At 64.3% G+C, this 25,874-nt stretch carries 24 protein-coding genes; 15 read left to right on the top strand and 9 right to left on the bottom strand.

Annotated features, from left to right (window positions below; genetic code table 11):
- Positions 1-405: 405 nt before the first annotated feature.
- Positions 406-594, bottom strand: a complete 189-nt coding sequence (locus VME63_RS07605) for a hypothetical protein (RefSeq protein ID WP_325431895.1) — start codon at positions 592-594, stop codon at positions 406-408.
- A gap of 104 nt (positions 595-698) precedes the next feature.
- Entirely contained in the window at positions 699-893 is a 195-nt protein-coding gene (locus VME63_RS07600; protein ID WP_325431893.1) for a rubredoxin, read from the bottom strand.
- A gap of 90 nt (positions 894-983) precedes the next feature.
- Here VME63_RS07600 and thiE point away from each other — a divergent pair, with 90 nt between their 5' ends.
- Genes thiE through VME63_RS07585 form a run of 3 tightly spaced genes read left to right on the top strand, consistent with a single transcriptional unit; the run spans position 984 to position 3,771 of the window.
- Positions 984-1,625 carry a thiamine phosphate synthase gene (gene thiE, locus VME63_RS07595; protein WP_325431891.1) on the top strand — a complete coding sequence of 214 codons (642 nt, stop codon included), beginning with the start codon at positions 984-986 and terminating at the stop codon, positions 1,623-1,625.
- Positions 1,622-2,905 carry a glutamate-1-semialdehyde 2,1-aminomutase gene (gene hemL / locus VME63_RS07590; RefSeq protein ID WP_325431889.1) on the top strand — a complete coding sequence of 428 codons (1,284 nt, stop codon included), beginning with the start codon at positions 1,622-1,624 and terminating at the stop codon, positions 2,903-2,905. The genes thiE and hemL overlap by 4 nt, the downstream gene beginning before the upstream one ends.
- 5 nt (positions 2,906-2,910) lie before the next feature.
- Positions 2,911-3,771 carry an ion transporter gene (locus VME63_RS07585; RefSeq protein WP_325431887.1) on the top strand — a complete coding sequence of 287 codons (861 nt, stop codon included), beginning with the start codon at positions 2,911-2,913 and terminating at the stop codon, positions 3,769-3,771.
- Positions 3,772-3,789: 18 nt separating this feature from the next.
- On the opposite strand, the gene VME63_RS07580 is transcribed toward VME63_RS07585, so the two are convergent.
- Both VME63_RS07580 and VME63_RS07575 read right to left on the bottom strand, forming a co-directional pair.
- The gene (locus tag VME63_RS07580) at positions 3,790-4,209 is read right to left on the bottom strand and encodes a lactoylglutathione lyase (RefSeq protein ID WP_325431885.1); all 420 of its coding nucleotides are present in this window, start codon (positions 4,207-4,209) and stop codon (positions 3,790-3,792) included.
- 37 nt (positions 4,210-4,246) lie between these two features.
- The gene (locus tag VME63_RS07575; RefSeq protein WP_325431883.1) at positions 4,247-5,485 is read right to left on the bottom strand and encodes an acetylornithine/succinylornithine family transaminase; all 1,239 of its coding nucleotides are present in this window, start codon (positions 5,483-5,485) and stop codon (positions 4,247-4,249) included.
- Positions 5,486-5,908: 423 nt separating this feature from the next.
- Between VME63_RS07575 and VME63_RS07570 the strand changes: the two genes are divergently transcribed.
- The 6 genes from VME63_RS07570 to VME63_RS07545 all read left to right on the top strand — a co-directional run bounded on the left by VME63_RS07570 (position 5,909) and on the right by VME63_RS07545 (position 11,189).
- The gene (locus VME63_RS07570) at positions 5,909-6,382 is read left to right on the top strand and encodes a hypothetical protein (RefSeq protein WP_325431881.1); all 474 of its coding nucleotides are present in this window, start codon (positions 5,909-5,911) and stop codon (positions 6,380-6,382) included.
- Between the two features lie 8 nt (positions 6,383-6,390).
- A complete protein-coding gene (locus VME63_RS07565; protein WP_325431879.1) occupies positions 6,391-7,050 on the top strand; it encodes a hypothetical protein in 660 nt (219 codons plus the stop codon).
- 34 nt (positions 7,051-7,084) lie between these two features.
- Positions 7,085-7,972 carry a hypothetical protein gene (locus VME63_RS07560; protein ID WP_325431877.1) on the top strand — a complete coding sequence of 296 codons (888 nt, stop codon included), beginning with the start codon at positions 7,085-7,087 and terminating at the stop codon, positions 7,970-7,972.
- A gap of 206 nt (positions 7,973-8,178) precedes the next feature.
- Positions 8,179-8,829: a C39 family peptidase gene (locus VME63_RS07555; protein ID WP_325431875.1), complete on the top strand. Its 651-nt coding sequence runs from the start codon at positions 8,179-8,181 to the stop codon at positions 8,827-8,829.
- Between the two features lie 10 nt (positions 8,830-8,839).
- Positions 8,840-9,796 carry a hypothetical protein gene (locus VME63_RS07550; protein ID WP_325431873.1) on the top strand — a complete coding sequence of 319 codons (957 nt, stop codon included), beginning with the start codon at positions 8,840-8,842 and terminating at the stop codon, positions 9,794-9,796.
- Between the two features lie 49 nt (positions 9,797-9,845).
- Positions 9,846-11,189: a hypothetical protein gene (locus VME63_RS07545; RefSeq protein WP_325431871.1), complete on the top strand. Its 1,344-nt coding sequence runs from the start codon at positions 9,846-9,848 to the stop codon at positions 11,187-11,189.
- 50 nt (positions 11,190-11,239) lie between these two features.
- On the opposite strand, the gene VME63_RS07540 is transcribed toward VME63_RS07545, so the two are convergent.
- The 3 genes from VME63_RS07540 to VME63_RS07530 all read right to left on the bottom strand — a co-directional run bounded on the left by VME63_RS07540 (position 11,240) and on the right by VME63_RS07530 (position 14,260).
- Complete coding sequence (locus VME63_RS07540; RefSeq protein WP_325431869.1) at positions 11,240-12,580, bottom strand: sigma-54 dependent transcriptional regulator; 1,341 nt, start codon at positions 12,578-12,580, stop codon at positions 11,240-11,242.
- 254 nt (positions 12,581-12,834) lie between these two features.
- Positions 12,835-13,653, bottom strand: coding sequence for an NAD(P)-dependent oxidoreductase (locus VME63_RS07535; protein WP_325431867.1), 819 nt, complete (start codon positions 13,651-13,653; stop codon positions 12,835-12,837).
- A 4-nt stretch (positions 13,654-13,657) separates the two neighbouring features.
- Positions 13,658-14,260: an LON peptidase substrate-binding domain-containing protein gene (locus VME63_RS07530; RefSeq protein WP_325431865.1), complete on the bottom strand. Its 603-nt coding sequence runs from the start codon at positions 14,258-14,260 to the stop codon at positions 13,658-13,660.
- Between the two features lie 88 nt (positions 14,261-14,348).
- Between VME63_RS07530 and VME63_RS07525 the strand changes: the two genes are divergently transcribed.
- Both VME63_RS07525 and VME63_RS07520 read left to right on the top strand, forming a co-directional pair.
- Positions 14,349-15,281, top strand: a complete 933-nt coding sequence (locus VME63_RS07525; protein ID WP_325431863.1) for an ABC transporter ATP-binding protein — start codon at positions 14,349-14,351, stop codon at positions 15,279-15,281.
- Entirely contained in the window at positions 15,278-16,693 is a 1,416-nt protein-coding gene (locus VME63_RS07520) for a hypothetical protein (RefSeq protein ID WP_325431861.1), read from the top strand. The genes VME63_RS07525 and VME63_RS07520 overlap by 4 nt, the downstream gene beginning before the upstream one ends.
- Here the strand turns inward: VME63_RS07520 and mpl are convergent.
- Together mpl and VME63_RS07510 are read right to left on the bottom strand one after the other, a co-directional pair.
- Positions 16,690-18,054: a UDP-N-acetylmuramate:L-alanyl-gamma-D-glutamyl-meso-diaminopimelate ligase gene (mpl, locus tag VME63_RS07515; RefSeq protein ID WP_325431859.1), complete on the bottom strand. Its 1,365-nt coding sequence runs from the start codon at positions 18,052-18,054 to the stop codon at positions 16,690-16,692. The genes VME63_RS07520 and mpl overlap by 4 nt on opposite strands.
- 202 nt (positions 18,055-18,256) lie before the next feature.
- Complete coding sequence (locus tag VME63_RS07510) at positions 18,257-18,841, bottom strand: adenylate kinase (protein WP_325431857.1); 585 nt, start codon at positions 18,839-18,841, stop codon at positions 18,257-18,259.
- Positions 18,842-19,029: 188 nt separating this feature from the next.
- Between VME63_RS07510 and VME63_RS07505 the strand changes: the two genes are divergently transcribed.
- The 4 genes from VME63_RS07505 to VME63_RS07490 all read left to right on the top strand — a co-directional run bounded on the left by VME63_RS07505 (position 19,030) and on the right by VME63_RS07490 (position 25,783).
- Positions 19,030-20,301 (top strand): 6-phosphofructokinase, encoded by a 1,272-nt coding sequence (locus tag VME63_RS07505; protein ID WP_325431855.1) that lies wholly within the window; start codon positions 19,030-19,032, stop codon positions 20,299-20,301.
- A gap of 267 nt (positions 20,302-20,568) precedes the next feature.
- Positions 20,569-22,596 (top strand): sodium-translocating pyrophosphatase, encoded by a 2,028-nt coding sequence (locus tag VME63_RS07500; protein ID WP_325431853.1) that lies wholly within the window; start codon positions 20,569-20,571, stop codon positions 22,594-22,596.
- 146 nt (positions 22,597-22,742) lie between these two features.
- Entirely contained in the window at positions 22,743-24,866 is a 2,124-nt protein-coding gene (locus tag VME63_RS07495) for a prolyl oligopeptidase family serine peptidase (RefSeq protein WP_325431850.1), read from the top strand.
- A gap of 62 nt (positions 24,867-24,928) precedes the next feature.
- The gene (locus tag VME63_RS07490; protein ID WP_325431848.1) at positions 24,929-25,783 is read left to right on the top strand and encodes a 2OG-Fe(II) oxygenase; all 855 of its coding nucleotides are present in this window, start codon (positions 24,929-24,931) and stop codon (positions 25,781-25,783) included.
- Positions 25,784-25,874: the final 91 nt, after the last annotated feature.

The raw sequence follows: 25,874 nt of genomic DNA, 5'->3' as shown, positions 1-25,874 counted from the left end.
CATTTATGGACAGGTTTCCCTTCCACCGCAAGGCGCCCACACAAGTCACCTGCGCACACTGTCAAAGATCAATCACTTGCAACCTTCTCTTGAAGATCGCCCCGAAGCGTTTCGTCCCGGGTGAGCCGCCCATTCTACATCCCTTTAGCCTTCCGTCAACACCCAAAATTTGGAAAGTTGCGCTCGGTTTTTTGGGGAACCCCTCGAGCCTGGGCTTTCTGTCGAAGGGGGTGGAATCATAGCGCCGGCCCGGGTTTCTGTGAAGGGGCAAAAACGCGCTTCCGCACCAAATTTTCGCCGCGGCGCTCCCGCCGGGACGAGAAACGGCCCAGGTACGCGGCCTCTGGATCTGCCGCGCCCAGGCCAACGGGTGCGGGCGGCTCCCGCACCGTGCTTGAAACCTGGCTATTGGCGACCGGGACCAGGCGGGACGCCGGCACTGCAACCGGGCTGCACCGGCGCCGGCGCGACCGATTTTTGAACGCCTGCCGGCTCATGAGCCTGAACGAGGCCCACGCGGTAGGGAATCAGGGCATCGGGACGCATCTGTTCCAGGGCGTCCCAGTCGTCTTCAAAGGGGATGAATTGCTGCATGGCCGTTCCTCGGGGATCAGGATTCGCACGAGGATCATTCCACCAGGGGAAACGGCCTGGGCGCTGGCGAAATCGGGCGATTTGCAGGCAGCGCGCGGCGGATGTCAGTCGATTTCCACCATCTCGAAGTCGCTCTTGGTGGCGCCGCAATCCGGGCACGTCCAGGTATCGGGCACGTCGCTCCAGGAGGTACCGGGCTCGATGCCTTCCTCGGGCAGGCCCAGGGCCTCGTCGTAGATAAAGCCGCAAACCACGCACATCCATTTGCGCAGGGTGGTCTCGGTGGAAATTTGGTTCATGAGTACGTCGCCAGATCGGAGTTAATAGTGCATTCTCGCAACTCCTCCGCCGATGCGAAAGGCGGACAAACCCCACGCTGCCTTTCATTTATGCTCCCCCTCCCCTTTCCGGGCCGCGGTCTTTACGTGATCACGGACGGCCCGCGCCCCGATCTGCTGGAAGCGGTGCATCTGGCTCTGGCGGGTGGCGCGCGCCTGGTCCAATACCGCGACAAGACCGATGAACCCGCCCGACGCCACGCCGAAGCGGGTTCGCTGCTTGCGCTATGCCACGAGTACGCGGTGCCCTTGATCGTCAACGACGACGTTGCTCTTGCGCGCGCCATCGGTGCGGACGGCGTGCACCTGGGCGAGGCCGATGGCGACATCGCCCAGGCGCGCGGCACGCTGGCGCCCGGCGCCATCATTGGCGTGTCGTGTTACGACTCGCTCGAACGTGCGCAGCAAGCCGTTCGACAGGGCGCCAGCTACGTCGCGTTCGGCGCCTTTTTCACATCGCCCACCAAGCCGTTCGCGCGGCGCGCCAGCATCCAATTACTGCGGCACAGCGCCGCCCTGGGCGTGCCCCGGGTGGCGATCGGCGGCATCACACCCGACAATGGCGCGGATCTGGTTGCCGCTGGCGCCGACTATCTGGCGGTGATTTCCGCCGTGTTCGGCATGGCCGACATTCGCGCGTCCGCGCAGCGCTTCTCCCAACTTTATTCTTTCGATCGAGCCCCTTCTCCATGACCAACCACGAACTCTTCCAGCGCGCCCAGCAACTGATGCCGGGCGGCGTCAATTCTCCGGTGCGCGCATTCAAGTCGGTGGGCGGGGAACCTTTTTTCACCGCGCGCGCCGACGGCGCGTATCTGTGGGACGTGGAAGGCAAGCGTTACATCGACTACGTGGGCTCGTGGGGGCCGATGATCGTCGGTCACAACCACCCGCAGGTGCGCGAAGCGGTGGAGCACGCGGTGCGCGATGGCCTGTCTTTCGGTACACCCTGCCCGGCCGAAATCACGATGGCCGAAACTATCGTGCGGCTGGTGCCTTCGGTAGACATGGTGCGCATGGTGAACTCGGGCACCGAAGCGACCATGTCGGCCATCCGACTTGCCCGCGGCGCCACAGGCCGAAGCAAAATCGTGAAGTTCGAAGGCTGCTACCACGGCCATGGCGACAGCTTTCTGGTGAAGGCCGGCTCTGGCGCACTGACCTTCGGCGTTCCCACGTCGCCGGGCGTACCCAAAGCCAACGCCGATCTCACTCTCACGCTGCCCTATAACGACATTGTCGCGGCGCAGGACTTGTTTGCCGAACACGGCGCGGACATCGCCGGGCTGATCATCGAACCGGTCGCCGGCAACATGAACTGCATTGCGCCGAAGGACGGGTATCTGCAGGCCTTGCGCGATCTGTGCACGCGGCATGGCACGTTGCTGATCTTCGATGAAGTGATGACCGGCTTTCGCGTTGCGCTGAGCGGCGCGCAGGCGCATTACGGCGTAACGCCGGACCTCACCACCTTCGGCAAGATCATCGGCGGCGGCATGCCGGTGGGTGCCTATGGCGGCCGCCGCGCACTGATGGAGCAGATCGCCCCCGCCGGCCCGATCTATCAGGCCGGCACGCTGAGCGGCAATCCGGTAGCGATGGCCGCGGGCCTGGCCATGCTGGAACTGGTCCAGGCACCCGGTTTCTACGCTACGCTGGCGGCACGCACGCGCCTGCTGACCGACGGGCTGCAGGCCGTGGCCGATGGCGAGGGCGTTCCGTTCAGCACCAACCGGGTGGGCGGCATGTTCGGTCTGTTCTTCACGCGCGAGAAAGTGGAAAGCTACGCCCAGGCCACTGCGGCCGACACGGCGATGTTCAACCGTTTCTTCCACGGCATGCTGGAGCGTGGCGTGTATCTGGCGCCCAGCGCGTTCGAGGCGGGCTTTCTTTCGTCCGCGCACGGCGATGACGACATCGCCGCTACGCTTGATGCCGCGCGCAGCGCCATGCGCGCCGCACGCAGCGGCTGACGGCCATGCCGACGCGCGCGCCTTCGGCCGATGAACTGGGCCCCGCAGCGCAGGCGGGATGGCGGGCACGCTGGTTTCATATCATCTTCGGACATGACGATGCATCCGGGCGGCGTTTCGACGTCCTGCTGATCGCCGCCATTCTCGGCAGCATCGTTGTCGCCGTGCTCGATACGGTGGCGGACATCCACGCGCGCTATGGCGCCATCTTCTACGCGCTGGAGTGGCTGTTTACGCTGGTCTTCACGCTCGAATACGTTACACGCATCATGGTCGTCGATCGTCCGTGGCGATACGTGCGCAGCTTCTATGGCGTGGTGGACGTGCTGGCGGTGCTGCCCACGTGGATCAGCCTGGTCGCGGCGGGAAGCCAATACCTGCTGGTGGTGCGCGCACTGCGTATTCTGCGGATTTTCCGCATCCTGAAACTCACCCGCTACGTGGGCGAAGCCGATCTGTTGTGGTTGACGCTGATCCGGGCGCGGCGGAAGGTGCTGATCTTTTTCAGCACCATCCTTACCCTGGTGCTGATCTTCGGCGCGCTGATGTATCTGATCGAAGGACCGCAAGACGGGTTCACATCGATACCGACATCGATGTATTGGGCTATCGTGACCATGACCACGGTGGGATTCGGCGACATCACGCCCAAGACCACACTCGGCAAACTGCTCACCTCGCTGATCATTCTGATCGGCTACAGCATCATCGCCGTACCAACCGGCATCTTCACCGCGGAATTGGCGGCCGGCATGCGTGCCAGGCGTAAATTCGCCACATGCACGCAGTGCGGCCTGGTCGAGCACGACGGCGATGCCGTCTACTGCCGCATCTGCGGTACTGCCCTGCCTGCCGGCAAGGCGTGACGCCACGCGAAGCGCCGTTTACCAGCTGCCTGTATTGGGCATCGACACCCACGGTTCGCGCGGCGGCAAATGACCGTTCTGCAGCAGCTCGATGGAAATGCGATCGGGCGAACGCACGAACGCCATGTGGCCGTCGCGCGGCGGGCGATGAATGGTGTAGCCCATCGACTTAAGGTGTTCGCACGTGGCGTAGATGTCCTCGACGCGAAACGCCAGATGACCAAAGTTGCGGGCCGAGCCGTAGTCTTCTTCCGAACCCCAGTTATGCGTCAGTTCCACCTCCGCATCGGGACTGTCGGGCGCGGCCAGATACACCAGCGTGTACTTGCCTTCCGGCACGTCCATGCGGCGCACTTGCTTGAGGCCCAGCCCATCGCAAAAAAAGCGCAACGAAGCATCGAGGTCGTGCACGCGAACCATGCTGTGCAGAAATTTCATCGGGATGTTCCAGTAACAACGACGTGTATCGGCGTGATTATTGCCCGACGAATGCCGTCAGTGCCACGCGAAGCCGCGCCAGGCCATCGGCAAGTTCCTCGTCAGTGATATTCAGCGGCGGCACGAAACGCAGCACATCCGGCCCCGCCTGCAGCAGCAGCAGGCCGTGCGCGGCGGCGTAGTCGAGGATATCGCCTGCCTTGCCGCGATAAGCCTCCGCCAGCACCGCGCCCAGCATCAAGCCGCGTCCGCGCACCTGCGAAAACACGCCAAGTTCCGCACCCATCGCCACGAGCGATTCACGCAGTCGCGCGGATTGGCGCTGCACATGAGCCAACAGCGCGGAAGAAGACAGCTTGCCCAAGGCGACACGCGCCACGGCGGCCGCCATCGGATTGCCGCCGAAGGTCGTGCCATGCGTACCTAATTGCATGACCGTGGCGACCTTCGGACCGGCCAGCATCGCGCCGATCGGAAAACCGCAGCCCAACGCCTTGGCCAGGGTTACGATGTCGGGGACAACCTCATCCAGCACGTGCGCGAACAAGCTGCCCGTGCGCCCCATGCCGCACTGAATTTCATCCAGCACCAGCAAGGCGCCATGCGCATCGCAGAGTTCGCGCACGCGCTTGAGAAAACCCGGCGCAGCGGGCAGCACACCGCCCTCGCCCTGTACGGGCTCCAGCATCACCGCGGCGACGTCGCCCGTCGCAAACGCATGTTCCAGCGCGGTGGCATCGTTGAAGTCGAGATAGCGGAAACCGCCCGGCAGCGGCTCGTAACCTTCCTGGTACTTCGGTTGCGCCGTAGCGGTTACGGTCGCAAGCGTGCGTCCATGGAACGAACCACGGAAGGTGACGATGACCCGCCGCTCCGGCGGCCTGCCTTGCGTTGCCGCCCATTTGCGCACCAGCTTGATCGCCGCTTCATTCGCCTCGGCGCCGGAGTTGCACAGGAACACGCGTTCGGCAAAGCCCGACGCCTGCACCAGCTCCTGCGCCAGGCGCAACGGCGGCTCGGTGTAGAACACGTTGCTGCTGTGCCAGAGCTTGCCCGCTTGCGCGCTCAGCGCGGCGAGCAGATCCGGATCCTGATGGCCGAGCGCATTGACCGCAATGCCCGCGCCGAAGTCGACGTAGTCGCGGTTCTCCGTATCCCACACGCGCGCGCCTTTGCCATGATCGAGCACCAGATCGCGCGGCTTGTACACCGGCAGCCAATAGCGTTTGCCGAGATCGACGAGAGATTGCACCGGAAACTCCTGCGTTGAATACATGCAACGCTCCTGGCGCGGCCACCGGGGCCGTGCCGCCAGAAGGAAAGGGGGATAAGCAACATCCTAGCCACGGCGAACGGCATGCGCCAGCGGCGCGCAACATACGCCGGCGTTGTCCATCGGGACGTGAGCTGTAACAGACATGTTACACCTGCTGAAAACCGAGCCGCGACAAGGCCAGGCGAAGAAAACCGCACCGCGCGCCTGTAACAGCGTGTAACAACACTTCCACGCGGCGTAGACGAACCGTTGACGTCAACGCTCGATTTTGCGCGGTTTTGCGCCGATTGCCGGCGCTGGCACGGTGTTTGCCCTTCATTCATCAGGATTTGAAGGGGAGGTTCGCCCATGGACGCCATGCATCCAGTCGACAGAAGCCAGGTATGCCGTTGCGCATGCCTCGCGGGAATCATCGCTCTCGCGTTGGCACCCGCTATCTCCCTGGCCGACGGCGCCCGCGTCGCGCAGAAGGCCAAACCGGGTGAGATCGTACTGATCCGCAACGTGGCCACCCGTCCAGCCGATCGCGCGCCCACGGCGCCGGGGCTGGCGCTGATGGTGAGCGCCTCGCCCAATCCGCAGTTGAGCAACAACATGAGTGGCGCCGGCTCCGGCGAGATTACCGATGCGGAGATCGCCGATCTGAATGCCGGCCCCAACGCGGGCAACCCAGCCTCGGGATCGACCGGCGTGCAGCGCTCGCTTAGAACGGCACTGGGCGCCAACTCCGGCGGCAACAGCGCCGGCGCGGTCAGCAACAACGGCGTGAGCAACCTGGTCAGCGGCACGGCCGGTGGCGCCGGCGCAGCCGCTTCGGTCACCGACAGTACGCGCGGTATCGGCGACCAGGTTACCGGAGCGCTGTCGCAGATCCCGATGATGGGCGCAGGTCACTGAGGCGCGCCATGAAGCGGACGCTTTGCACCCTCGCGCTTGGCGCGGCCGGATCCATCGCCGCCATCGCCCTGTGTCCGCCCGTCTTCGCGCAAACGGCGAGCACGGACAGCTACGCCTCGATGTTGAGCTATCTGGACAGCAACAGCATCGGCGACAACGCGCTGTCCGGCACGCAGGGCATCAGCTCGGTCAACACGGCGTCGGGCGATGCGAATGCGCAGGCCAATCTGCACGCGTTCGCGTCGGGAAGCCAGAGCCAGACCCTGATCCAGGCCCGGCAGCGCACGCACTACAACACAACCGATGTTCCACTCGATGCGACAGCCACGATCGGCGGTCATGCCTACGACAACGGACAGGGCATCGCATCGATCAATCAGGTCAGCGGCAACGGCAACGCACAGCTCAACGGCGTAAGCGTGGCGCTGACCGCTCAAGGCATACGCGAGACGACGGACGGCACCCTGTCGGCCACCGTTTCTGCGTCGGCAGGGGGGCAGGCACCTTCGAATCCACAACATGCACAGGCCGGCGGCACGCGGAGCGTGGGAGTCGATCCGTCCGCAATGGAAGGATTCAACGGTGTGATGCAACTCAACCAGGTCGCGGGATCCGGCAACGCATCGGACAACTTGCTTTTGTTGTCCGCGCCGGCCTCTTCGCATTAACCATCTGCAATATCCAGTCAAGAGAGAAGACACTATGAACGCTAATCTGAGAAGGACTTTGATTGCATTGGCTGTGGTTGGCGCGTTCGGCGCGTCGGTTGCCTATGCGCATGACGACGGCGGAAACAGCAGCGTGCAGATCCACAAGAAGGTTTCGCTGAGTTCTGACGTCAGCATCAACGGCGACCCCAAAGTCAGCGGCCAGATCAACATCAACGCCGCAGCCGTGGCGCTGTCCAACACGACCCAGAGTTCGTCCTGGAACGTCGTGGGCAATCATCATGACGTAAGCAACACGTCCAGCATCAAGGGCAACGTGGGCGAAGACGCCTCGGGCAACGTGGGCGTCAACCAGGCGTCCGGCGACGACAACCAGCAGGGTAACAGCGCGGCCATCGCCGCAGCCGGAAGCTCCAGCAGCGATGCGGGCTTCACCTTCGACTGCCAGCATAGCGGCGGTTGCGGCAGCGGCAGCAGCGGCAACGATCCCAATGCCGGCGGCATGGCGGATGCTGAAACGTTCACCAGCCAGTCAGTTCACCAGGATGCAACCTGGAACCACGGCACGACCAACAAGTCGAGCATCAGCGGCAATGCATTCAACTATGCATCGGGCAACGTGGGCGTCAACCAGGCTTCGGGCGACAACAACGAGCAGAGCAACTCGCTCGCCGCCGCCACCACGTCCAACAACGTGTATGCGCTGGCCACCTCGACGCTCGACCAGGAAATCACCGGCAATAGCGTGAGCAACGATCCGGGCACGCTCGGCTGGTGCAGCTACCCGCAAGCGACGACCAACACCAGCTCCCTGAAGGGCAACGTCGCCGCCAACTTCAGCGGCAACCTGGGCATCAACCAAGCCTCGGGCACCGGCAACCTGCAGAGCAACAGCCTGTCGATGGCGGTCGCCAACCCGTAAGAGGAAGGGGAAGTGGAGGAATGCGCCGTCGCAAGACGGCAATGAGGGCGGTAACCCGGCGACATGCCGCCGGGCACCATGTGGAAGCCCCCTGCCCGTCCCCTGCGGGCAGGGGGTCTTCCCTTCACAAGGATGGGGATAAGGACGTGCGACGCATCAGTTCTCACATCGTTGGCCTGCTCGGGCTCGCCACGGCGTGCTGGAGCATGCATGCATTCGCTGGCGACGTCAGTTTCGCCGGCGTGCTGCCCAATGGCGCGCAGTACTACACGCCCATCACCAGCATGCAGGAACTGCGTTTTGCCAATATCGTGCGCCAGCACACCGATTACAGCTGCGGCGCCGCCGCGCTCGCGACGATCCTGCGCTATGGCTACCACTTGGATGTCGATGAAAACGTCGTCATCGACGGCATGCTCGGCCAGGCCGATCCGACGCTGGTCAAGGAACGCGGCTTTTCGATGCTCGATATCAAGCACTACGTGGAATCGCTGGGAATGCGCGGACGCGGCTATCGCGTAAATGTGGCGCGCCTGCGCACCTTGCGCGTGCCGGTGATCGTGTTGATGGACGTGCGTGGTTATCGTCATTTTGTCGTGCTCAAGCAAGTGCACGGCGATCACGTCGAGCTTGCCGATCCGATTCTCGGCAACCGCACTTTGATGCTCGACGATTTCATGAAAGCTTGGCCCTCGCATGTCCTTTTTGTCGTGATTGGGAGCGATTTCGATCGCCATACCGTGCTGCTGCAGCCGGTGGACAAACCCAGTGCACGGAGCCTCTTCGAGCGCCAGGGTGGCGCTATCACCGACGCCGAACTACTGGATTTCGGCTTCACCCATGCCGATCTGTTCTGAGGGCCTGGCCATGTATAAGCGTTCATTGATTTTCACCGCAGTCGCACTGGCCATCGCGTGCCGGTGTGCGCCTGCGCTCGCCAACCAGTTGCCAACCACCAACGAAACGACCGATCAACAACACCCCGCATCCGGCATCAACGAAGTCGGCGACGACGAACTGGCCACCATGCGCGGCCGCTATACCGTAGGCGACAACACGGTGGTGTATTTCGGCGTGGAGATGGTTTCGACGTGGCAAACCAACACAGGTCAGACGCTGCAAAGCGCGATGAGCCTGCAAATGAATTTCAGCAAGAACCCCAATCAACCGCAGGTCACCTTCGTTCCCACCGTAACCATTACCACCGCCGACGCACCCCTGCCCGTGACGCCATCGACGATCACCCGCAGCGTGCAGACCGGCGGCATCGCCAACGTGGGCGGCCTGACGCAGAGCGTGCAACTTGCCGGCGATCACAACGCGGCAAGCAACATCACCAGCTTGAATATCCAGAACATCGGCGCTACGTCCTCGGGCAGCGGCAGTGCCAATGCCGGCGCCGCGCTGAACAGTTCGGCCTATTCGGGCGGGAACACTGGCAGCATCGCGCCGCCCGATAGCAGCGTCGCGCCCGTCACTGGCGGTGTGGCGCCTGCCGATGACAACGCCACGCCTTCGGTAAGCATCAACACCGGCAATGCCACCGCCAATGGCCGCACGGCCACGGTGGGCAATGCCACCGCATCTTCCACCTATTCGAACGATGCCGCGAACGTGGACCTGTCGGTCGCCGGACAAGGCAGCGTATCGCAGTGGATCCATGCCGGCAGTCTGGGCCAGACGATTGCCCTGACTACCGACAACCAGGTCGTCACCAACCAGATGATCGTGAGCCTGGTGACGCAGTCGGTTACTTCGACGACGTCGCAGATCGCGCACAACCTGGCGCAGTCCGTCAACCTGTCCCGCACCATCGGCCACTGAGCGCGAGCCCTAGCCCAGCGCGCGCTCACCACACCCAGGGGATACTTCTATGCGCAAGACACTTTTGGCCACCGCGGTGGCATGCAGTTGGATTTCCGGTTTCGCGAGTTTCAACACATTTGGCCAGGATGCCCAGTCCACCGCAGCACCGGCCACGAGCGCGCAGAATCAGGCGGACGTGCAAGAGCTCATCCGCCAGCTGCAGATGCTCAAAGTGAGCTATGCGCAGGAAGTGCGCAAGCTGCGCGTGCTCGATGCCCAGGTGCAGGCGCTGCAGGCGCGCCTGACCGGCAGGAACGCCACCGCGCCGCTGCCGGCCCAGGCCGTACCCTCCTCGGAGACCGCTAACGCGCCTGCGACTTCCGCGCCAGGCGGCGTGGAAAGCTCGCAATCGGCATCGACCGCGCAAACGGCGCAGACCGCCACCTCCAGCCAGAGCCGCAGCGTGCAGGACGCGCTGGAGCAGGAGCAGAACGCCTACTTCAGCCGCAAGTTCACGTTCGAAAACGACCTTACCTACAACCACTACGACCGCGCGGAACTTACGCTCAACGGCTTCCTGGCGCTGAACTCGATCTTCCTGGGCAACATCGCCATCGATCGCGTGACCTCCGATTCGCTCACCTACGACATGATCGGGCGCTATGCCATTACGCCGCGCCTGAGCCTGAACCTGGACGTCCCCTACGTCGGCCGCGCCACCGATTACCAGCAAGGCGGCGCGGGCGGTTCGGCCGCATCGATCGATGAAAAAGAATCTACCGGCAAGGCCATCGGCGATGTCAATTTCACCGTCAATTACAAGCTGCTGACCGAAACGCAAAGCCGTCCCGATACGGTGCTGACCTTTGGCCTCACCGCGCCAAGCGGCCGCGCACCCTACGGCATCAAGTGGTACAACGTGGCCAGCTCGCAGTATGAGGAATTCGCCGTGCCGTCCAGGCAGCCCACCGGCAACGGCGTGTGGCAGGCCACGTTCGGCTCTTCGTTCGTCAAGACCATGGATCCGGCGATCGTGTTCGGCAACATCGGCTACATCCATTCATTCATCCGCAGCTTCAGCGACATCGACACCGACCCGCAAGTGATCACGCCGGGCAGCGTCAAATTGTCGGATGTCTATTACTACGGGGCGGGCCTGGCCTTCGCGTTCAACGACCGTGCCAGCTTGAGCCTGTCGTTCAGCGACCGCATCAACGGCAAGGATTCGCTGCGCGAAACCGGGCAGTCCTGGACCAAGATCATCGGCAGCCAGGCGAACGCGGCGACCTTGAACGTCGGCTTCACCTACGCGGTGAACTCGCACACCACCTTCGTGACGTTGCTCGGCATGGGCATGACGCCGGATGCGCCGGACTTCACGCTGACGTTCAAGGTTCCCTACATGTTCTAGGTTTTAGCCGTCAGCGGCGATGCGCGGGCACCTGTGCGCGTGCCTGCGCATCAATGCATGTCTTCCAGCACCAGCTGGTGCTTCTTGCACAACCGGTAGATGGTCACCCGCGATACCTTCAGGCGGCGCGCGCATTCGCTGATGTTGAAGCGCGTCTCGCGCAGGCACGCCACCACCGCATCGCGTTCGGCCGAGGTACGGGTGAGGCCAAGACTGGAATATCCCGTGCGCGCGTTGACCGCATCCTGCAGGTCCAGGTCCGCGACGCTGATTTGCGCGCCCTCCGCCACCACCGCGGCACGCTGCACGCGGTTGAGCAGTTCGCGCACATTGCCGGGCCAGGCGAAATCGCGCAGCGCCTTGCGCGCCAGCGCGCTGAAGGTGCGCGCGTTGCAGTCATGCTGCTTGCGGAACACATCCAGGAACAACTGCGCCAGCTGCAGCACGTCGTCCTCGCGTTCGCGCAGGGCCGGCATGCGCAGCCGCAGCACGTTGAGCCGGTAATACAGGTCTTCGCGAAAGCGCCCTTGCGCCACCGCTTTTTCAAGGTCCACATGGGTGGCTGCCAGCACGCGCACGTCCAGTTTGATCGACTGGGTGGAGCCCACGCGTTCCAGCGTGCCTTCCTGCAGCAGCCGCAGCAGGCTGATTTGCGCATCCGGCGGCAGGTCGCCGACCTCGTCGAGGAATACCGTGCCGCCCGCGGCGGCCTCGAAGTGGCCGATGCGGCGTGCGTTGGCGCCGGTGAACGAACCGCGTTCGTGGCCGAACAATTCCGACTGCACCAGGTTGGCCGGCAGGGCGCCGCAATTGATCGCCGCAAAGGGATGATCCCGTCGCGGCGACAGCTTGTGCAGTGCGCGCGCGGCGATTTCCTTGCCGGTACCGGTTTCGCCGGTCACCAGCACAGGCAGATCCACCGGTGCGTATTTGCGCAGGCTTGCCACTACCGCCATCATCGCGGCGCTCGAACCGGTGATGCCGGGCACATCGGCATGGGCCACCGGCGCGGGCACATCGCCCGCAAGGGTGCCTAGCGTTTCGATCAAACGCTGCATGTCGATGGGCACGGTGAAGAAGTCGATGCTGGCGCGGAGCACGCGCTCGACTTCCGGCGCCTGCACGACCGTCTCGGTCGACAGCAACGCCAGCCAGGGAAGTTGGGGTTGATCGGCCATCAACCGTGCCATTTCTCGCAATGCGTCGGCATCCGCGTTACGCAGGTCCGCCATTGCTACCACGGTATCGCCGCGCCGGATGCCAACGCCTCCCCCCTGCGCGTTCGCATCGGCTACTCGGGTATGCCAGCCTGCCTGCGCCAAACGGGTTCTTTCGGCACTGGTGGGTTGGCCAAACCAAACCACACACCTGATCGACGTGTCGCTAGTCATCGCAACGCCTCCCTCCAGGATTGCTGATCACAGCCCCTGCGACATCCAAGTCGTCAGGTTTCCTGCCCCACCTAGCAACAAACCTGCACCGTAAAAATGTGATGCAGTTCGCGGAATATACACCCAATTCTAAACTGGTGATTACTTTTTGAGCAGATAACCCCCGATCCGGCGCCATCCAGGCGCAGAACGAGGTGGATGCGCATAGTAGAACCCCAATGACGGCGAGCTGATGACAGCGTTTACTGAACGGCTTAGTTCAAGAACAAGTCCGGCAACAAACGCGTGCCGGGTTGATAGGCGTAAGCGTCGAAATCATCGATGCCCGCGTCGCGCAGAACGTCTTCGTCGATCGCGAACCGTCCCGTGCATTGCCGCGCGGGCTGCACCAGCAGAGCGTGCGCCGCATCGGCCACGATCTCCGGACGGCGGCATTGCTCGGGCTTCACCCCATCGATCATGGCGATCGCCGCCGTGGCGATCACCGTCCTGGGCCACAGCGCATTCACGGCGATGCCCAGCGGCGCCAGCTCCGCGCTCATGCCCAGCACGCACAGACTCATGCCGTACTTGGCGATGGTGTAGGCCGTATGCGGCGCGAACCATTTCGGATCGAGGTTGGGCGGCGGCGACAGCATCAGCACGTGCGGATTGGCTGCTCGCTTCAGATACGGCAGACACGCCTGGGTGACCATGAAGGTGCCGCGTGTATTGACCTGATGCATGAGGTCGAAGCGCTTCATCGGCGTGCCTTCGGTACCCGCCAGCCAGATCGCGCTGGCATTGTTCACCAGGATATCGATCCCGCCGAAATGCTCTGCCGCTTTCGCCACGGCGGCGTGCACCTGCTGTTCGTCGCGAATATCCACCTGCAGCGCCAGTGCCTTGCCGCCTGCTGCTTCCACCGCCTGCGCGGCGGTGTAAATGGTGCCGGGAAGCTTGGGGTTGGGAACGCCGCTCTTGGCGGCGATCACCACGTTGGCGCCGTCGCGCGCGGCGCGCACGCCGATCGCCAGGCCGATGCCGCGCGACGCACCGGTAATGAACAAGGTCTTGCCCGATAGATCGCTCATGGCATCACCCTTTCTGGAACCGCGGAAGAATATCGCGCAAGGCCACCAGCCGTTGCACGGGATCGGTCATTTCGAGCAGTTGCTGCTGTTCTTCGCCCTCCAGCGGCAACAGTTCGGCCAACCGGAAACCGACCCAGCCGGCATCGTCATAGCAGGAGCGCTCCGCATGGCGCCACTGCGGGCCCATGGTTTCGATCAGGCGTTCCAGGATGGTGGGCAGCAGGGAAAATTCCACCGGCACCGGTTGCGCTTCTTCGGCCGGCCATTGCTGCACGTGGCCGCGCATCAAGCCGTCCGAACGCACGCGCGTGTGCAGCACACGAAACCGCTGCCCGCCTTGGACGGCGATGCCAAGCAGGCCATCGGAACCATGGCTGAAATCGGCGATGGAAGCGAGCGTTCCCACCGCGGCCGGCAGCGCCGGTGTCCCTACCTCGTTGCCTTGGAGAATCAGGCACACGCCGAATGACGATCCGGTGCGCGTGCATTCGCGCACCAGATCCAGGTAACGCGGCTCGAAAATCCGCAATTGCAGCTGCCCGCCCGGATACAGCACGGTATTGAGCGGGAACAGCGGCACCTCGACGGGAGAAAGCTGGGCAGCCATGCGGCCATCTTAACGGAGCGGCCGCCACTGGACGGGCGACATCGACGCACGGCAGAGTGCAGCCTATCGCCTACGGAGAATTTCACGGATGACCGCGTCCCATCTGGCTACCGCCGCACCCGCTCCAGCCGCCGCGCCCGAACCTGCCGCACCCGCCATCGTGCAGGTGCGGGGCCTGCAGAAATCGTTCAAGCAGCGCCAGGTACTGAAGGAACTGGAGTGGAGCATCCCGTCCGGCCGGGTGATCGGCCTGCTGGGCCGCAACGGCGCGGGCAAAACCACCCTGCTGCGCTGCTTGCTGGGCCTGTCGCCGATCGATGGCGGCAGCGTAGAACTGTTTGGCGAGCCGATGCTGGAACCGGGCGGCGAACGCATGCACCGCATCGGCTTCGTGCCGCAGACCTTTGACCTGTTTCCGTGGATGAAGGTGCGGGCATATCTGGATTTTACCGCCGCTTTCTATGCGCGCTGGGATGCGGCGCTGGTCGATCGGCTTTTGCAGGAATGGGAGCTCGATGCCAGGCAGAAGATCGGCGAACTCTCGCAAGGCCAGCGCCAGAAGTTGGCCATCGTGCGCGCCATCGCGCCCGATCCGGACCTGCTGGTGCTGGATGAGCCGGTTGCCAGCCTCGACCCGCAGGCACGCCGCGCCTTCATGGGCGAATTGCTCGCCTTGATGCGCGCACCCGGCAAGACGGTGATTTTTTCCACCCACATCACCGCGGACCTTGAACGCGCGGACGCGGATATCGCACTGCTGCGCGAGGGCCGCATTCAATTCATGCGGCCGCTGGCGCAACTGCGCGAACGCCTGCGCCGCGTGGTGCTCACGCGCGCGCAGGGTTGGCCGCACGCGCCGGCCGTGGCCGGCGCTTTGAAGTCGCGCGTGCAGGGCGAACAGGCGGTATGGCTGATCGAGGATCCACTGCTGGAATCCCTGCACGCGCTGGCCGCACGCGAAAATGCCAGCCTGCACATCGAAACGCCGACGCTGGAAGACGTGTTCGTGGAGCTGGCATGAACGTCATCGGGCAGCTATGGCTGCAGCTTTTCCGCCGTCTTCCGGTGATCGCGGCGATCGCCCATCTCGCACTGGCCGGCGCGGCGTACTTCGCCATCCGCACATGGCTCGACAACCCCGGCATGATGCCGCTGGCCGCGATCCTGTTCGGCATGGCGACCTGGATCTGGCATATCGGCCAGGGTCATGTGCTGCGCATGCTATGCATCCCCGAGAGCTTTCTGCTGCCGCGATTCCGTCGCCACCTGCTGGCATATGGCGTATTGGACGCACTGGCATGGGTGCTCGCCCCCACGCTGGCGGCCGCACTGCTGCAGGTGCCGCACCTGCTGCTGGTGGCATGCGGCATGCTGCTGCTTGCATCGATCGGACTGACGATGGGCGCAAACCGCACGGCGGGGTTGTATGTGTGGCCGCTGTTCGTCGTGTTCGGCTGGAAGCCCAGGCTCTTTCTGGACATCCTTGCGCAGGTTTGGGCATCGCCGCTCACGCCGCTGCTGATGATCGCCATCTCGGCGCTGCTGCTCACACTAAGTATCCGGCCGATGCTGCGCGTGGAAGATCGCCAGCCCGACGCCTCGCCGCTAGAAAGCAGCGTTATCGGGCGCGGCATGGCACGCGGCATGCCTGGCGAAACCAAACGCACGGGCGCCTTCACCCGCCGTATCAACGCGTTGTTCGATCGCGCGGCGCAACGCGCCATGGAGCGCGCGCTGGCACTGTATGCCAAGCATCCCACCTTTGCGCGGCGCATGGTGCTGGTGCGCCGCCTGCTGCTGCCGCACGACAATCCCCAGGCCATCGCCTTGCGCATCGCCCTGGTCGCGGTGTTCGCCGGTTTCTATTTCCTGGTGGTGATGCATCGGCCCCATTTCAGCCCGGTGCTGATCGGCGGATACGCCATCATGGCGAGCGTGTCGCGCTTTCCGCAATTGAATGCCGGCATGGTGCGCATGCGCCCGAACATGGCCGATCTTTATCTGACCCTGGCCCCGCAAACGTGTGCCCATTACCAGAAGACGATCTCCGATGCGCTGATCGTGCTGGTGCCGATCAGCATCCTCACCGCGCTCACCTATACCGCGCTGGGTGCGGTGCTGGTGCACGCGCAAGATCCCTGGCAGATGCTGTTCGTCGCGGCGATCGTGTCGGCCTCGGCGAGCCTGGCGGCGCTGGCGGTGCACCTGATCGGGCCGGAGAATTCGACCGGCCGCATGCTGGTCAACGCGGTACTCATCTTCGGCGTGATGGGTGTGTACTGGGGTGGCTACTGGCTGGTCGGCGTGGCCGGATATGTCATCGGCGGTGGCGTGCTGGCTTTGGTCACGCTGGGTTTCAGCTTCAGCACGTGGTTTGCCGCGCAACGCGAATATCAGCTTCGCCGGCCGCGTTTCGATGCGCCGATCGGTTAACGCGATGCATCGCCCAGCGCCGCCACGAAGCGGCGCGGCGCGTTTTCGAAGCCGCCATTGGACATGAACACCACATGGTCGCCGGCGCGCGCCTGCGCCTTGAGCGACGCCAGCAGATCATCCACCGTCGGCGCCATGACGGCGCGGCCGTGCAAGGCATCGGCCACGCGCTTGGCATCCCAGGGCAGTTCCGGACGATGCAGAAACACCACCGCATCGGCATCGGCCAGCGACGGTGCCAGGCCATCGGCATGCGCACCCAGCCGCATCGAATTGGAACGCGGCTCCAGCGCGACCAGGATACGTGCCTTGCCGACCTTGGCGCGCAACCCGGCCAGGGTGGTGGCGATGGCGGTGGGATGGTGCGCGAAGTCGTCGTAGACGCGCACGCCCTCGACATCGCCCACCACTTCCATGCGCCGCTTGACGCTTTCGAAGCTGCCAAAGGCCGGCAGCAGCGTGCGCGGATCGGCACCCGCCGCCGCCGCCGCCGCCAATGCCGCCAGTGCGTTCATCACGCTGTGATCGCCAAGCAGAGGCCAGTGGATCTCGCCGATCGACTCGCCTTTGTAGTGCACCGCAAAGCGCGAACCATCGGCGGCGAGCAGGGTACCCTGCCAATCGCCCTTGCCGATGCCGAAGGTTTCCACCGGCGTCCAGCAACCCATCGCCAGCACCTGGGCCAGATACGCATCGTGCGCGTTGACGATCAGCCGTCCGTTGCCCGGCACGGTGCGCACCAGATGATGAAACTGGCGCTGGATCGCCGCGACATCGGGAAAGATGTCCGCGTGGTCGTATTCCAGATTGTTGAGGATCGCGATGCGCGGACGGTAATGCACGAACTTCGAGCGCTTGTCGAAGAAAGCGCTGTCGTATTCGTCCGCCTCGATGACGAAATGCCGGCCCTGTCCCAGCCGCGCGGAAATGCCGAAGTTGCCCGGCACGCCGCCGACCAGGAAGCCGGGCGCGAGGTTCGCGCTTTCCAGCAGATGTGCCAGCAGGCTGGTGGTGGTGGTCTTGCCGTGCGTGCCGGCCACGGCAAGCACGTCGCGCTCGACCAGCAGCCGCTCGCCCAGCCACTGCGGACCTGAGAGGTAACGCAGTTGCTCGTTGAGCATGTATTCGACCGCGGGATTGCCGCGCACCATGGCGTTGCCCACGATCACCAGGTCCGGCGCGGGCTTGAGATGTTCGGCTTGATAACCCTGCATCAAGCCGATGCCCAGCGCTTGGAGCTGCGTGCTCATCGGCGGATAGACCTGGGCGTCGGAACCTTCCACCGTTTCGCCAAGCTCGCGCGCCAGCGCGGCGACGCCGCCCATGAAGGTGCCGCAAATGCCCAGGATATGCAGACGCATGAGGTGCCCGTGTGTTCGATACTTGATGTTGTACGCCCTCTCCCCTGCGGGGAGAGGGCTGGGATGAGGGGTCGATCTTGCGACACAGACACAGCTTTGTCGCTGAAGTGTTGCGAAATCGCTGCGCGGTCGAACATGCAGGTGATGGCAAGCAGCCCCCCACCCCAACCCTCTCCCCGAAGGGGGAGAGGAAGAAAAGCGGTCAGCCGTTGGCGGCCGCCGATTCGGCGGCGAGCGCGCGCTTGACGCGCGCGGTGACTTCGTCCAGCTCACCCACGCCATCGACCACTTGCAGCTTGCCGCGGCGGGCGTAGAAATCGGCAACCGGCGCGGTCTGCTGGGCGTAGACCTTCAAGCGGTCGCGCACCACCACCGGATCGTCGTCCTTGCGGTGCTCGGCCGCGAAGCGGATCTCGCAGCGCTTGATGATCACTTCGCTGGGCACTTCAAGCTTGACCACCGCATCGAGCGGCTGGCCGATCTTGGTAAGCAGGTGATCGAGCGCGTCGGCCTGCGCGAGGTTGCGCGGGTAGCCGTCGAGGATGAAGCCGGACTTCACGTCCGCTTCGGCGAGGCGTTCTTCCAGCATGCCGAGCAGGATGTCGTCGGACACCAGCTGGCCCGCGTCCATCACGGCCTTGGCCTTCACGCCAAGGGGCGTACCCGCTTTCACCGCCGCGCGCAGCATGTCGCCGGTCGAGATGTGCGGCACGCCCAGATCGGCCTTGAGCCGGGCAGCCTGGGTACCCTTGCCCGAACCGGGCGCACCTAGGAGGACAAGTCGCATAGAACTCCACAAGACCCGCGTTCTGCCGCACACTGCCGCAGTTCCACGGATTCTTTAAATGATACGGCCAAAGTACCGTCTGCGGGGGGTATCGTCAAACCGCAAAACGGCGTAAAGGCCGCCAAGTGGTTGATACGCATGTAATCGATGATTGAAGCCCAAGTGTCACATCTGCCTGGAGAGTGCCGATGAAGCCCAAAGCCCGCCCCGCCGCCGGTCGCCTGCTGTATGCGCAGTCCGGCGGCGTCACCGCCGTGATCAATGCCACCGCTGCCGGCGTCATCCAGACCGCGCGTGCGCACGGCGTGAAAGTGTACGCGGCTCGCAACGGCATCCTGGGTGCGTTGCGCGAGGAACTGATCGATACCGGCAAGGAAACCGCCGCCGCCATCGAAGCGCTGCGCCACACGCCCGGCGGCGCGTTCGGTTCGTGCCGCTACAAGCTCAAGTCGCTGGACGCCAATCGCGCCGAGTACGAGCGCCTGATCGAAGTGTTGCGCGCGCACGACATCCGCTGGTTCCTCTACAACGGCGGCAACGATTCGGCCGACACGGCGCTGAAGATCTCCCAGCTCGGCAAGGCGATGGGCTACGACATCCGCTGCATCGGCGTGCCCAAGACAGTGGACAACGACCTGGCCGTCACCGACTGCTGTCCCGGCTTCGGTTCGGTGGCCAAGTACACGGCGGTGTCCACGCTGGAAGCGAGCCTGGACGTGGCCTCGATGGCCGACACGTCCACCAAGGTGTTCATCCTGGAAGTGATGGGCCGCCACGCGGGCTGGATCGCCGCCGCGTCGGGCCTGGCCGGCGAAGGCCAGGACGCGCCGCCGCACATCATCCTGTTCCCCGAGCGCGTGTTCGACGAGGCCGCCTTCATCGCCAAGGTAAAAGCCACGGTGGAGCGCGTGGGCTGGTGCACGGTGGTCGCCTCCGAAGGCATCCGCAACGCCCGGGGCCAGTTTCTGGCCGAGGCCGGCACGCGCGATGCGTTCGGCCACACGCAGCTGGGCGGCGTGGCACCGGTGCTGGCGGCGCTGGTCAAGGACAAGCTCGGCTACAAATATCACTGGGCGCTGCCCGATTACCTGCAGCGCGCGGCGCGTCACATGGCCTCCAAGACCGATGCCGACCAGGCCTACGCCGTAGGCAAGGCCGCGGTGGAATACGCGCTCAAGGGTATGAACGCGGTGATGCCGGTGATCGTGCGCACGGCCGATGCGCCGTACCGCTGGAAGATCGAACCGGCCGCGCTGGACAAGATCGCCAATCGCGAAAAGAAAATGCCGGCAAATTTTCTCACGCGCGATGGCTTGGGCATCACCGCCGCTGCGCGCCGCTATCTCGCGCCGCTGATCCAGGGCGAAGCGCCCTTGCCCTATGGTCGCGACGGGCTGCCCAAGTATGTGCAGTTGAAGAATGTGGCGGTGGCGAAGCGGTTGCCTGATTTCGCGCATTGATGCGCCATCACTCCCTTCCCTGCCTGCAGGGGAGGGCTGGGGACGGCGGGCAATCTTGCCTCGATGCAGGTAAGCGCATGAAGAGCACCCCCTCTCACCCCCATGCAAGCAGGGGGAGGAGCAGCATTGGGCAAGAACATGCACGACGGATGCGGCAAATAGCGCGTCCATCCGCTGCGCCGCACAACATTCCGTCACACATCCTCTGCCTATACTCGACTCCGACCGCCCGTCCGGGCGGCCGACACCACTGGAGGGGAGGCACCGATGCTGCAGCAGTATGGCTTGTGGATCGCGTTGGCTTGCGCGGTCGTGGCGATTTTGTACGGGGCGTTTTCCGTGCGCTGGGTGCTGGCGAAATCGCCAGGCAACGCGCGCATGCAGGAAATCGCCTCGGCTATCCAGGAAGGCGCCCGCGCCTACCTCAACCGCCAGTACCGCACGATCGCCTTGGTGGGCGCGGTGCTGCTGGTCATCATAGGGTTCGCCCTGGACTGGGGCACGGCGATCGGTTTTGCGATCGGCGCCATCCTGTCGGGGGCGACCGGCTACATCGGTATGAATGTCTCGGTTCGCGCCAACGTGCGCACGGCCGAGGCGGCACGCGGCGGCCTGGCCCCGGCACTGAATGTCGCCTTCCGCGGCGGCGCGATCACCGGCATGCTGGTGGTGGGCCTCGCCCTGCTCGGCGTGGCCGGCTACTACGTGGCGCTGATCCACGCCGGCTACGACACCGAACGCGCCCTGCATGCGATGGTGGGCCTGGCCTTCGGTTCCTCGCTGATTTCGATCTTCGCGCGCCTTGGCGGCGGCATCTTCACCAAAGGTGCGGATGTGGGCGCGGACCTGGTCGGCAAGGTCGAGGCGGGCATTCCGGAAGACGATCCGCGCAATCCGGCCGTGATCGCCGACAACGTCGGCGACAACGTGGGCGATTGCGCGGGCATGGCGGCGGACCTGTTCGAAACCTACGCGGTGACGCTGATCGCCAGCATGCTGCTGGGCGGCGTGCTTGGCGACCAGGCCGGTTCCAACTCGGTGCTGTATCCGCTGCTGCTGGGCGGCGCTTCGATCATCGCCTCGGTGATCGGCACGTTCTTCGTGCGTGTTCGCGGCGGCGCCAAAATCATGAGCGCGCTGTACATGGGCGTGATGGTCTCAGGCGTGCTCGCCGCGATCGCGTTCTGGCCGATCACCACCGCGCTGATGGCCGATGCCACGCTGGGCGTGAAAAACCTCTACGGCAGCGCGCTGATCGGCCTGGTACTGACCGCGATCATCGTAGTGATCACCGAGTACTACACCGCCACCGAGTACGCGCCGGTACGTCACGTGGCCAAGTCGTCCACGACCGGACACGCGACCAACATCATCGCCGGCATCGGCGTGTCGATGAAATCCACCGCGCTGCCGGTGTTGGCTGTATGCGCGGCGATCTGGGGCGCGTACGCGCTGGCGGGCCTGTACGGCATCGCCATCGCCGCCACGGCCATGCTGTCGATGACCGGCATGATCGTGGCACTGGACGCCTATGGCCCGATCACCGACAACGCCGGCGGCATCGCCGAGATGGCGGAACTTCCCGCCGAAGTGCGCGGCGTCACCGATCCGCTCGATGCGGTCGGCAACACCACCAAGGCCGTGACCAAGGGCTACGCGATCGGCTCGGCCGGCCTGGCCGCGCTGGTGCTGTTCGCCGACTACACGCACCGTCTGGCGCTGGATCATCCGGGCAAGGTGTTTAGCTTCGATCTGTCCGATCACCGGGTGATCGTGGGCCTCCTGATCGGCGGCCTGATCCCGTACCTGTTCGGCGCGATGGCCATGGAGGCGGTCGGCCGTGCCGCCGGCTCCGTGGTGGAGGAAGTGCGCCGGCAGTTCCGCGAGATCAAGGGTATCATGGAAGGCACCACCAAGCCCGACTATTCGCGCGCGGTGGACATGCTGACCAAGTCGGCGATCAATGAAATGATGGTGCCCTCGCTGCTGCCGGTGCTGATTCCGATCCTGGTCGGCTTCCTGCTCGGCCCGGTCGCGCTGGGCGGCATGCTGATCGGCACCATCGTCACGGGCCTGTTCGTGGCCATCTCCATGACCACCGGCGGCGGCGCATGGGACAACGCCAAGAAGTACATCGAGGATGGCAACTTCGGCGGCAAAGGCTCCGACGCGCACAAGGCGGCGGTGACCGGCGATACCGTGGGCGATCCGTACAAAGACACCGCAGGTCCGGCGGTGAACCCGCTGATCAAGATCATCAACATCGTGGCGCTGCTACTGATTCCGTTGCTCTGATCGTCTACGGCCGATTCCCCTCGCTTGGGCGAGGGGAATCTCCCGGGGCTCCGCTGACCTTCTCCACTGGCGTTCCCCGGGCTCACGCATGCATGCTCTGGCTTCTGCGCGGGTTCTCAAGCTCGCGCCCACCACGGAGCGCAAACATGCGTGCGAAGAACCCGATCAAGCTGGCCCTGGCATGGGCCGTCATCATGGGCGGCATGGCTCACGCAAGCGACACTTCCACCGCCGGCAACCCGGCACCCGGCGACGATCCTTATCTGTGGCTGGAAGACATCCACGGCGCGCGCGCGACAGACTGGGTGAAGGCGCAGAACGCCATCACGCAAAAACAGTTCGCCGACAGCGCCGAATTTGCCAAGACGCGCGACCGCATCCTGGCAGTGCTCGATTCCGACGCGCGCATTCCGTTCGTGGAGCGGCGCGGCGACTATCTCTACAACTTCTGGCAGGACAAGACCCATCCACGCGGCATCTGGCGCCGCACCACACTGGCCCAATACCGCAAGGCCGCCCCGCAATGGGACGTGCTGCTGGACATCGATGCCCTGAACCGGGCCGAAGGCAAGCAATGGGTATTCAAGGGCAGCGATTGCCTCAAGCCCGCCTACACGCGCTGCCTGATCTCGCTCTCGCCCGGCGGCGGTGACGCGGTGGAAGTGCGCGAGTTCGACATCGCCAGCAAATCCTTCGTCAAGGACGGCTTCCACTTGCCGGTGGCCAAGACGCAGGCCAGCTGGATCGACGACGACCATCTCTACGTCGGCACCGATTTCGGCCCCGGATCAATGACCACCTCAAGCTATCCGCGCATCGCCAAGGTGTGGAAGCGCGGCACGCCACTCAGCGCCGCGACAACGGTGTATGAAGGCAAGGCCGACGACCTCGCCGTCAACGCCGTGCACGATCGCACGCCGGGCTTCGAGCGCGACTTCATCGGCGTGGCGCACGACTTTTTCCATAGCGACACCTATCAGCTCAAGGACGGCAAGCTGATCCATCTGGACGTCCCCAGCGACGCCAACGCCGATCCGCACCGGCAATGGCTGCTGGTGCAACTGCGCAAGGCGTGGACGATTGGCGGAGCCACTTATCCCTCCGGCGCCTTGATCGCCATCAAGTACGACGACTTCATCGCCGGCAAGCGCCAGTTCATCACCCTGTTCACACCCGATCAGCACACCGCGCTGTCCAGCTACGCATGGACACGGCATCACCTCATCCTCAATGTGATGGACGACGTGAAAAGCCGCCTCGACGTGCTGACGCCCAAGGACAGCGGCGACTGGACGCGCCAAGCCATGCCCGGCGCGCCGACGTTCAGCACCGTGGAGGTGGTCGATACCGATCCGGACCACAGCGACGAATACTGGCTGCGCGTGGCCGGCTTCCTCACCCCCACCACACTGCAGCGCGGCGTGCTGGGCGAAGGGCAGGCGCAGACGATCAAGCAGAGCCCGGCGTTCTTCGATGCATCGACGTTCGAAGTCAGCCAGCACTTCGTCGCCTCCCGTGACGGCACCCAAGTGCCCTACTTTGAGATCGCGCCCAAGGGCATGCGGCTTAACGGCAAGAACCGCACGCTGCTGTACGGCTACGGCGGTTTCGAAGTGTCGTTGCAGCCAACCTATAGCGGCACCATCGGCCGCGCGTGGCTGGAGCGTGGCGGCGTGTACGTCATCGCCAACATCCGCGGCGGCGGCGAATACGGGCCGCGCTGGCACGAGGCCGCGTTGCAGGCCAACCGCCTGCGCGCCTACGAGGATTTCGCGGCCGTGGCCCAGGACCTGATCAAGCGCGGGGTCACCTCGCCCGCGCACCTGGGCGCCGAGGGCGGCAGCAACGGCGGCCTGCTGATGGGCAACATGCTCACGCTTTATCCGCAGCTGTTCGGCGCCATTGCCTGCGAAGTGCCGCTGCTGGACATGAAGCGCTACACGCATTTATCCGCGGGCGCATCGTGGATTGCCGAATATGGCAATCCCGACGATCCCAAGCAGTGGAATTTCATCAAGACCTTCTCTCCGTATCAAAACGTGAAAGCCGGTGCCGCCTACCCGCCGGTGCTGTTCTACACCACCACCAGCGACGACCGCGTGGGCCCGGTGCAAGCACGCAAGATGGCCGCTAAGATGGAAGGCATGGGCTACAAGAACGTGTGGTTCTTCGAAAACACCGAAGGCGGCCACGGTGCCGGCGCGGACAACAAGCAGACCGCGTACATGCACGCGCTCGCCTACACATTCTTGTGGGACCGCCTGCAATAAATGCATCGTGGCATCCGGCTGCCACGATGCGGCCGGATGCATCGCTGTGGCATGCTTTGTCCATGAAATCGCACTCACCGATCACCCCCGAACTGCGCGACTGGATTCTTTCCACCACCCGCGACGGCCACAGCGTGGAGGCCGTACTCAAGCTGATGCTCGATTCCGGTTACGACGCGCGGCAGAGCCGCACCATCGTCGCCACCGTGCTCAACATGCCGATCTCGGCACTCGACGCGCGGGCACAGTCGCCCAAAACCCAGGGCCGCCGCACGCGCCACCCCGAGCCGCCGCAGGCGATCGCCGAAGGGCGCACCATCGATGTTTCGCTCAGCGTCGAATCGCCCGCGCTGCGCGTGCTGGGCAACCTGCTGTCGCAAGGCGAATGCGAGGCGCTGGTCCTGGAGGCGAAACCGCGCCTGCAACGAGCCATGACGGTGGACAGTGACGGCAAGCAGCAAGTAGATGCACGCCGCACCAGCGAAGGCATGTTTTTCGGTATCGGCGAAACCACCCTGGTCAAGCGCATCGAACAACGCATTGCCGCCTTGCTGAACATCCCCGTCGAACACGGCGAGGGCCTGCAGGTGCTGCATTACCTGCCAGGACAACAATATGAGCCCCACTACGACTGGTTCGATCCCGAACAACCCGGCTTCGCCGCCATCACCGCCAAGGGCGGCCAGCGCATCGCCAGCGTGGTGATGTATCTGAACACGCCCGAGGCCGGCGGCGGCACCGCCTTTCCGGAAATCGGGCTCACCGTGACCGCATTGCGCGGTTCGGCCGTCTATTTCGCTTACGACACGGGCGATACCGCGTCCCTGCACGCGGGTCTGCCGGTGACCAAGGGCGAAAAATGGATCGCCACCAAGTGGCTGCGCGAGCGGCCTTTCCAGAGTTCCTCGCGCAAATAACCACGCGCAACCCTCCAGCGGGCAATGCTCGACCTCCCCGGCGTACGGCATTGCACACGGATCGGCGTGAACATTCGACGCAGGCATGCGG

The organism is Dyella sp. (assembly GCF_035503745.1).
Lineage (GTDB): Bacteria > Pseudomonadota > Gammaproteobacteria > Xanthomonadales > Rhodanobacteraceae > Dyella_B.
This window is presented reverse-complemented; position numbering and strand designations above follow the sequence as displayed.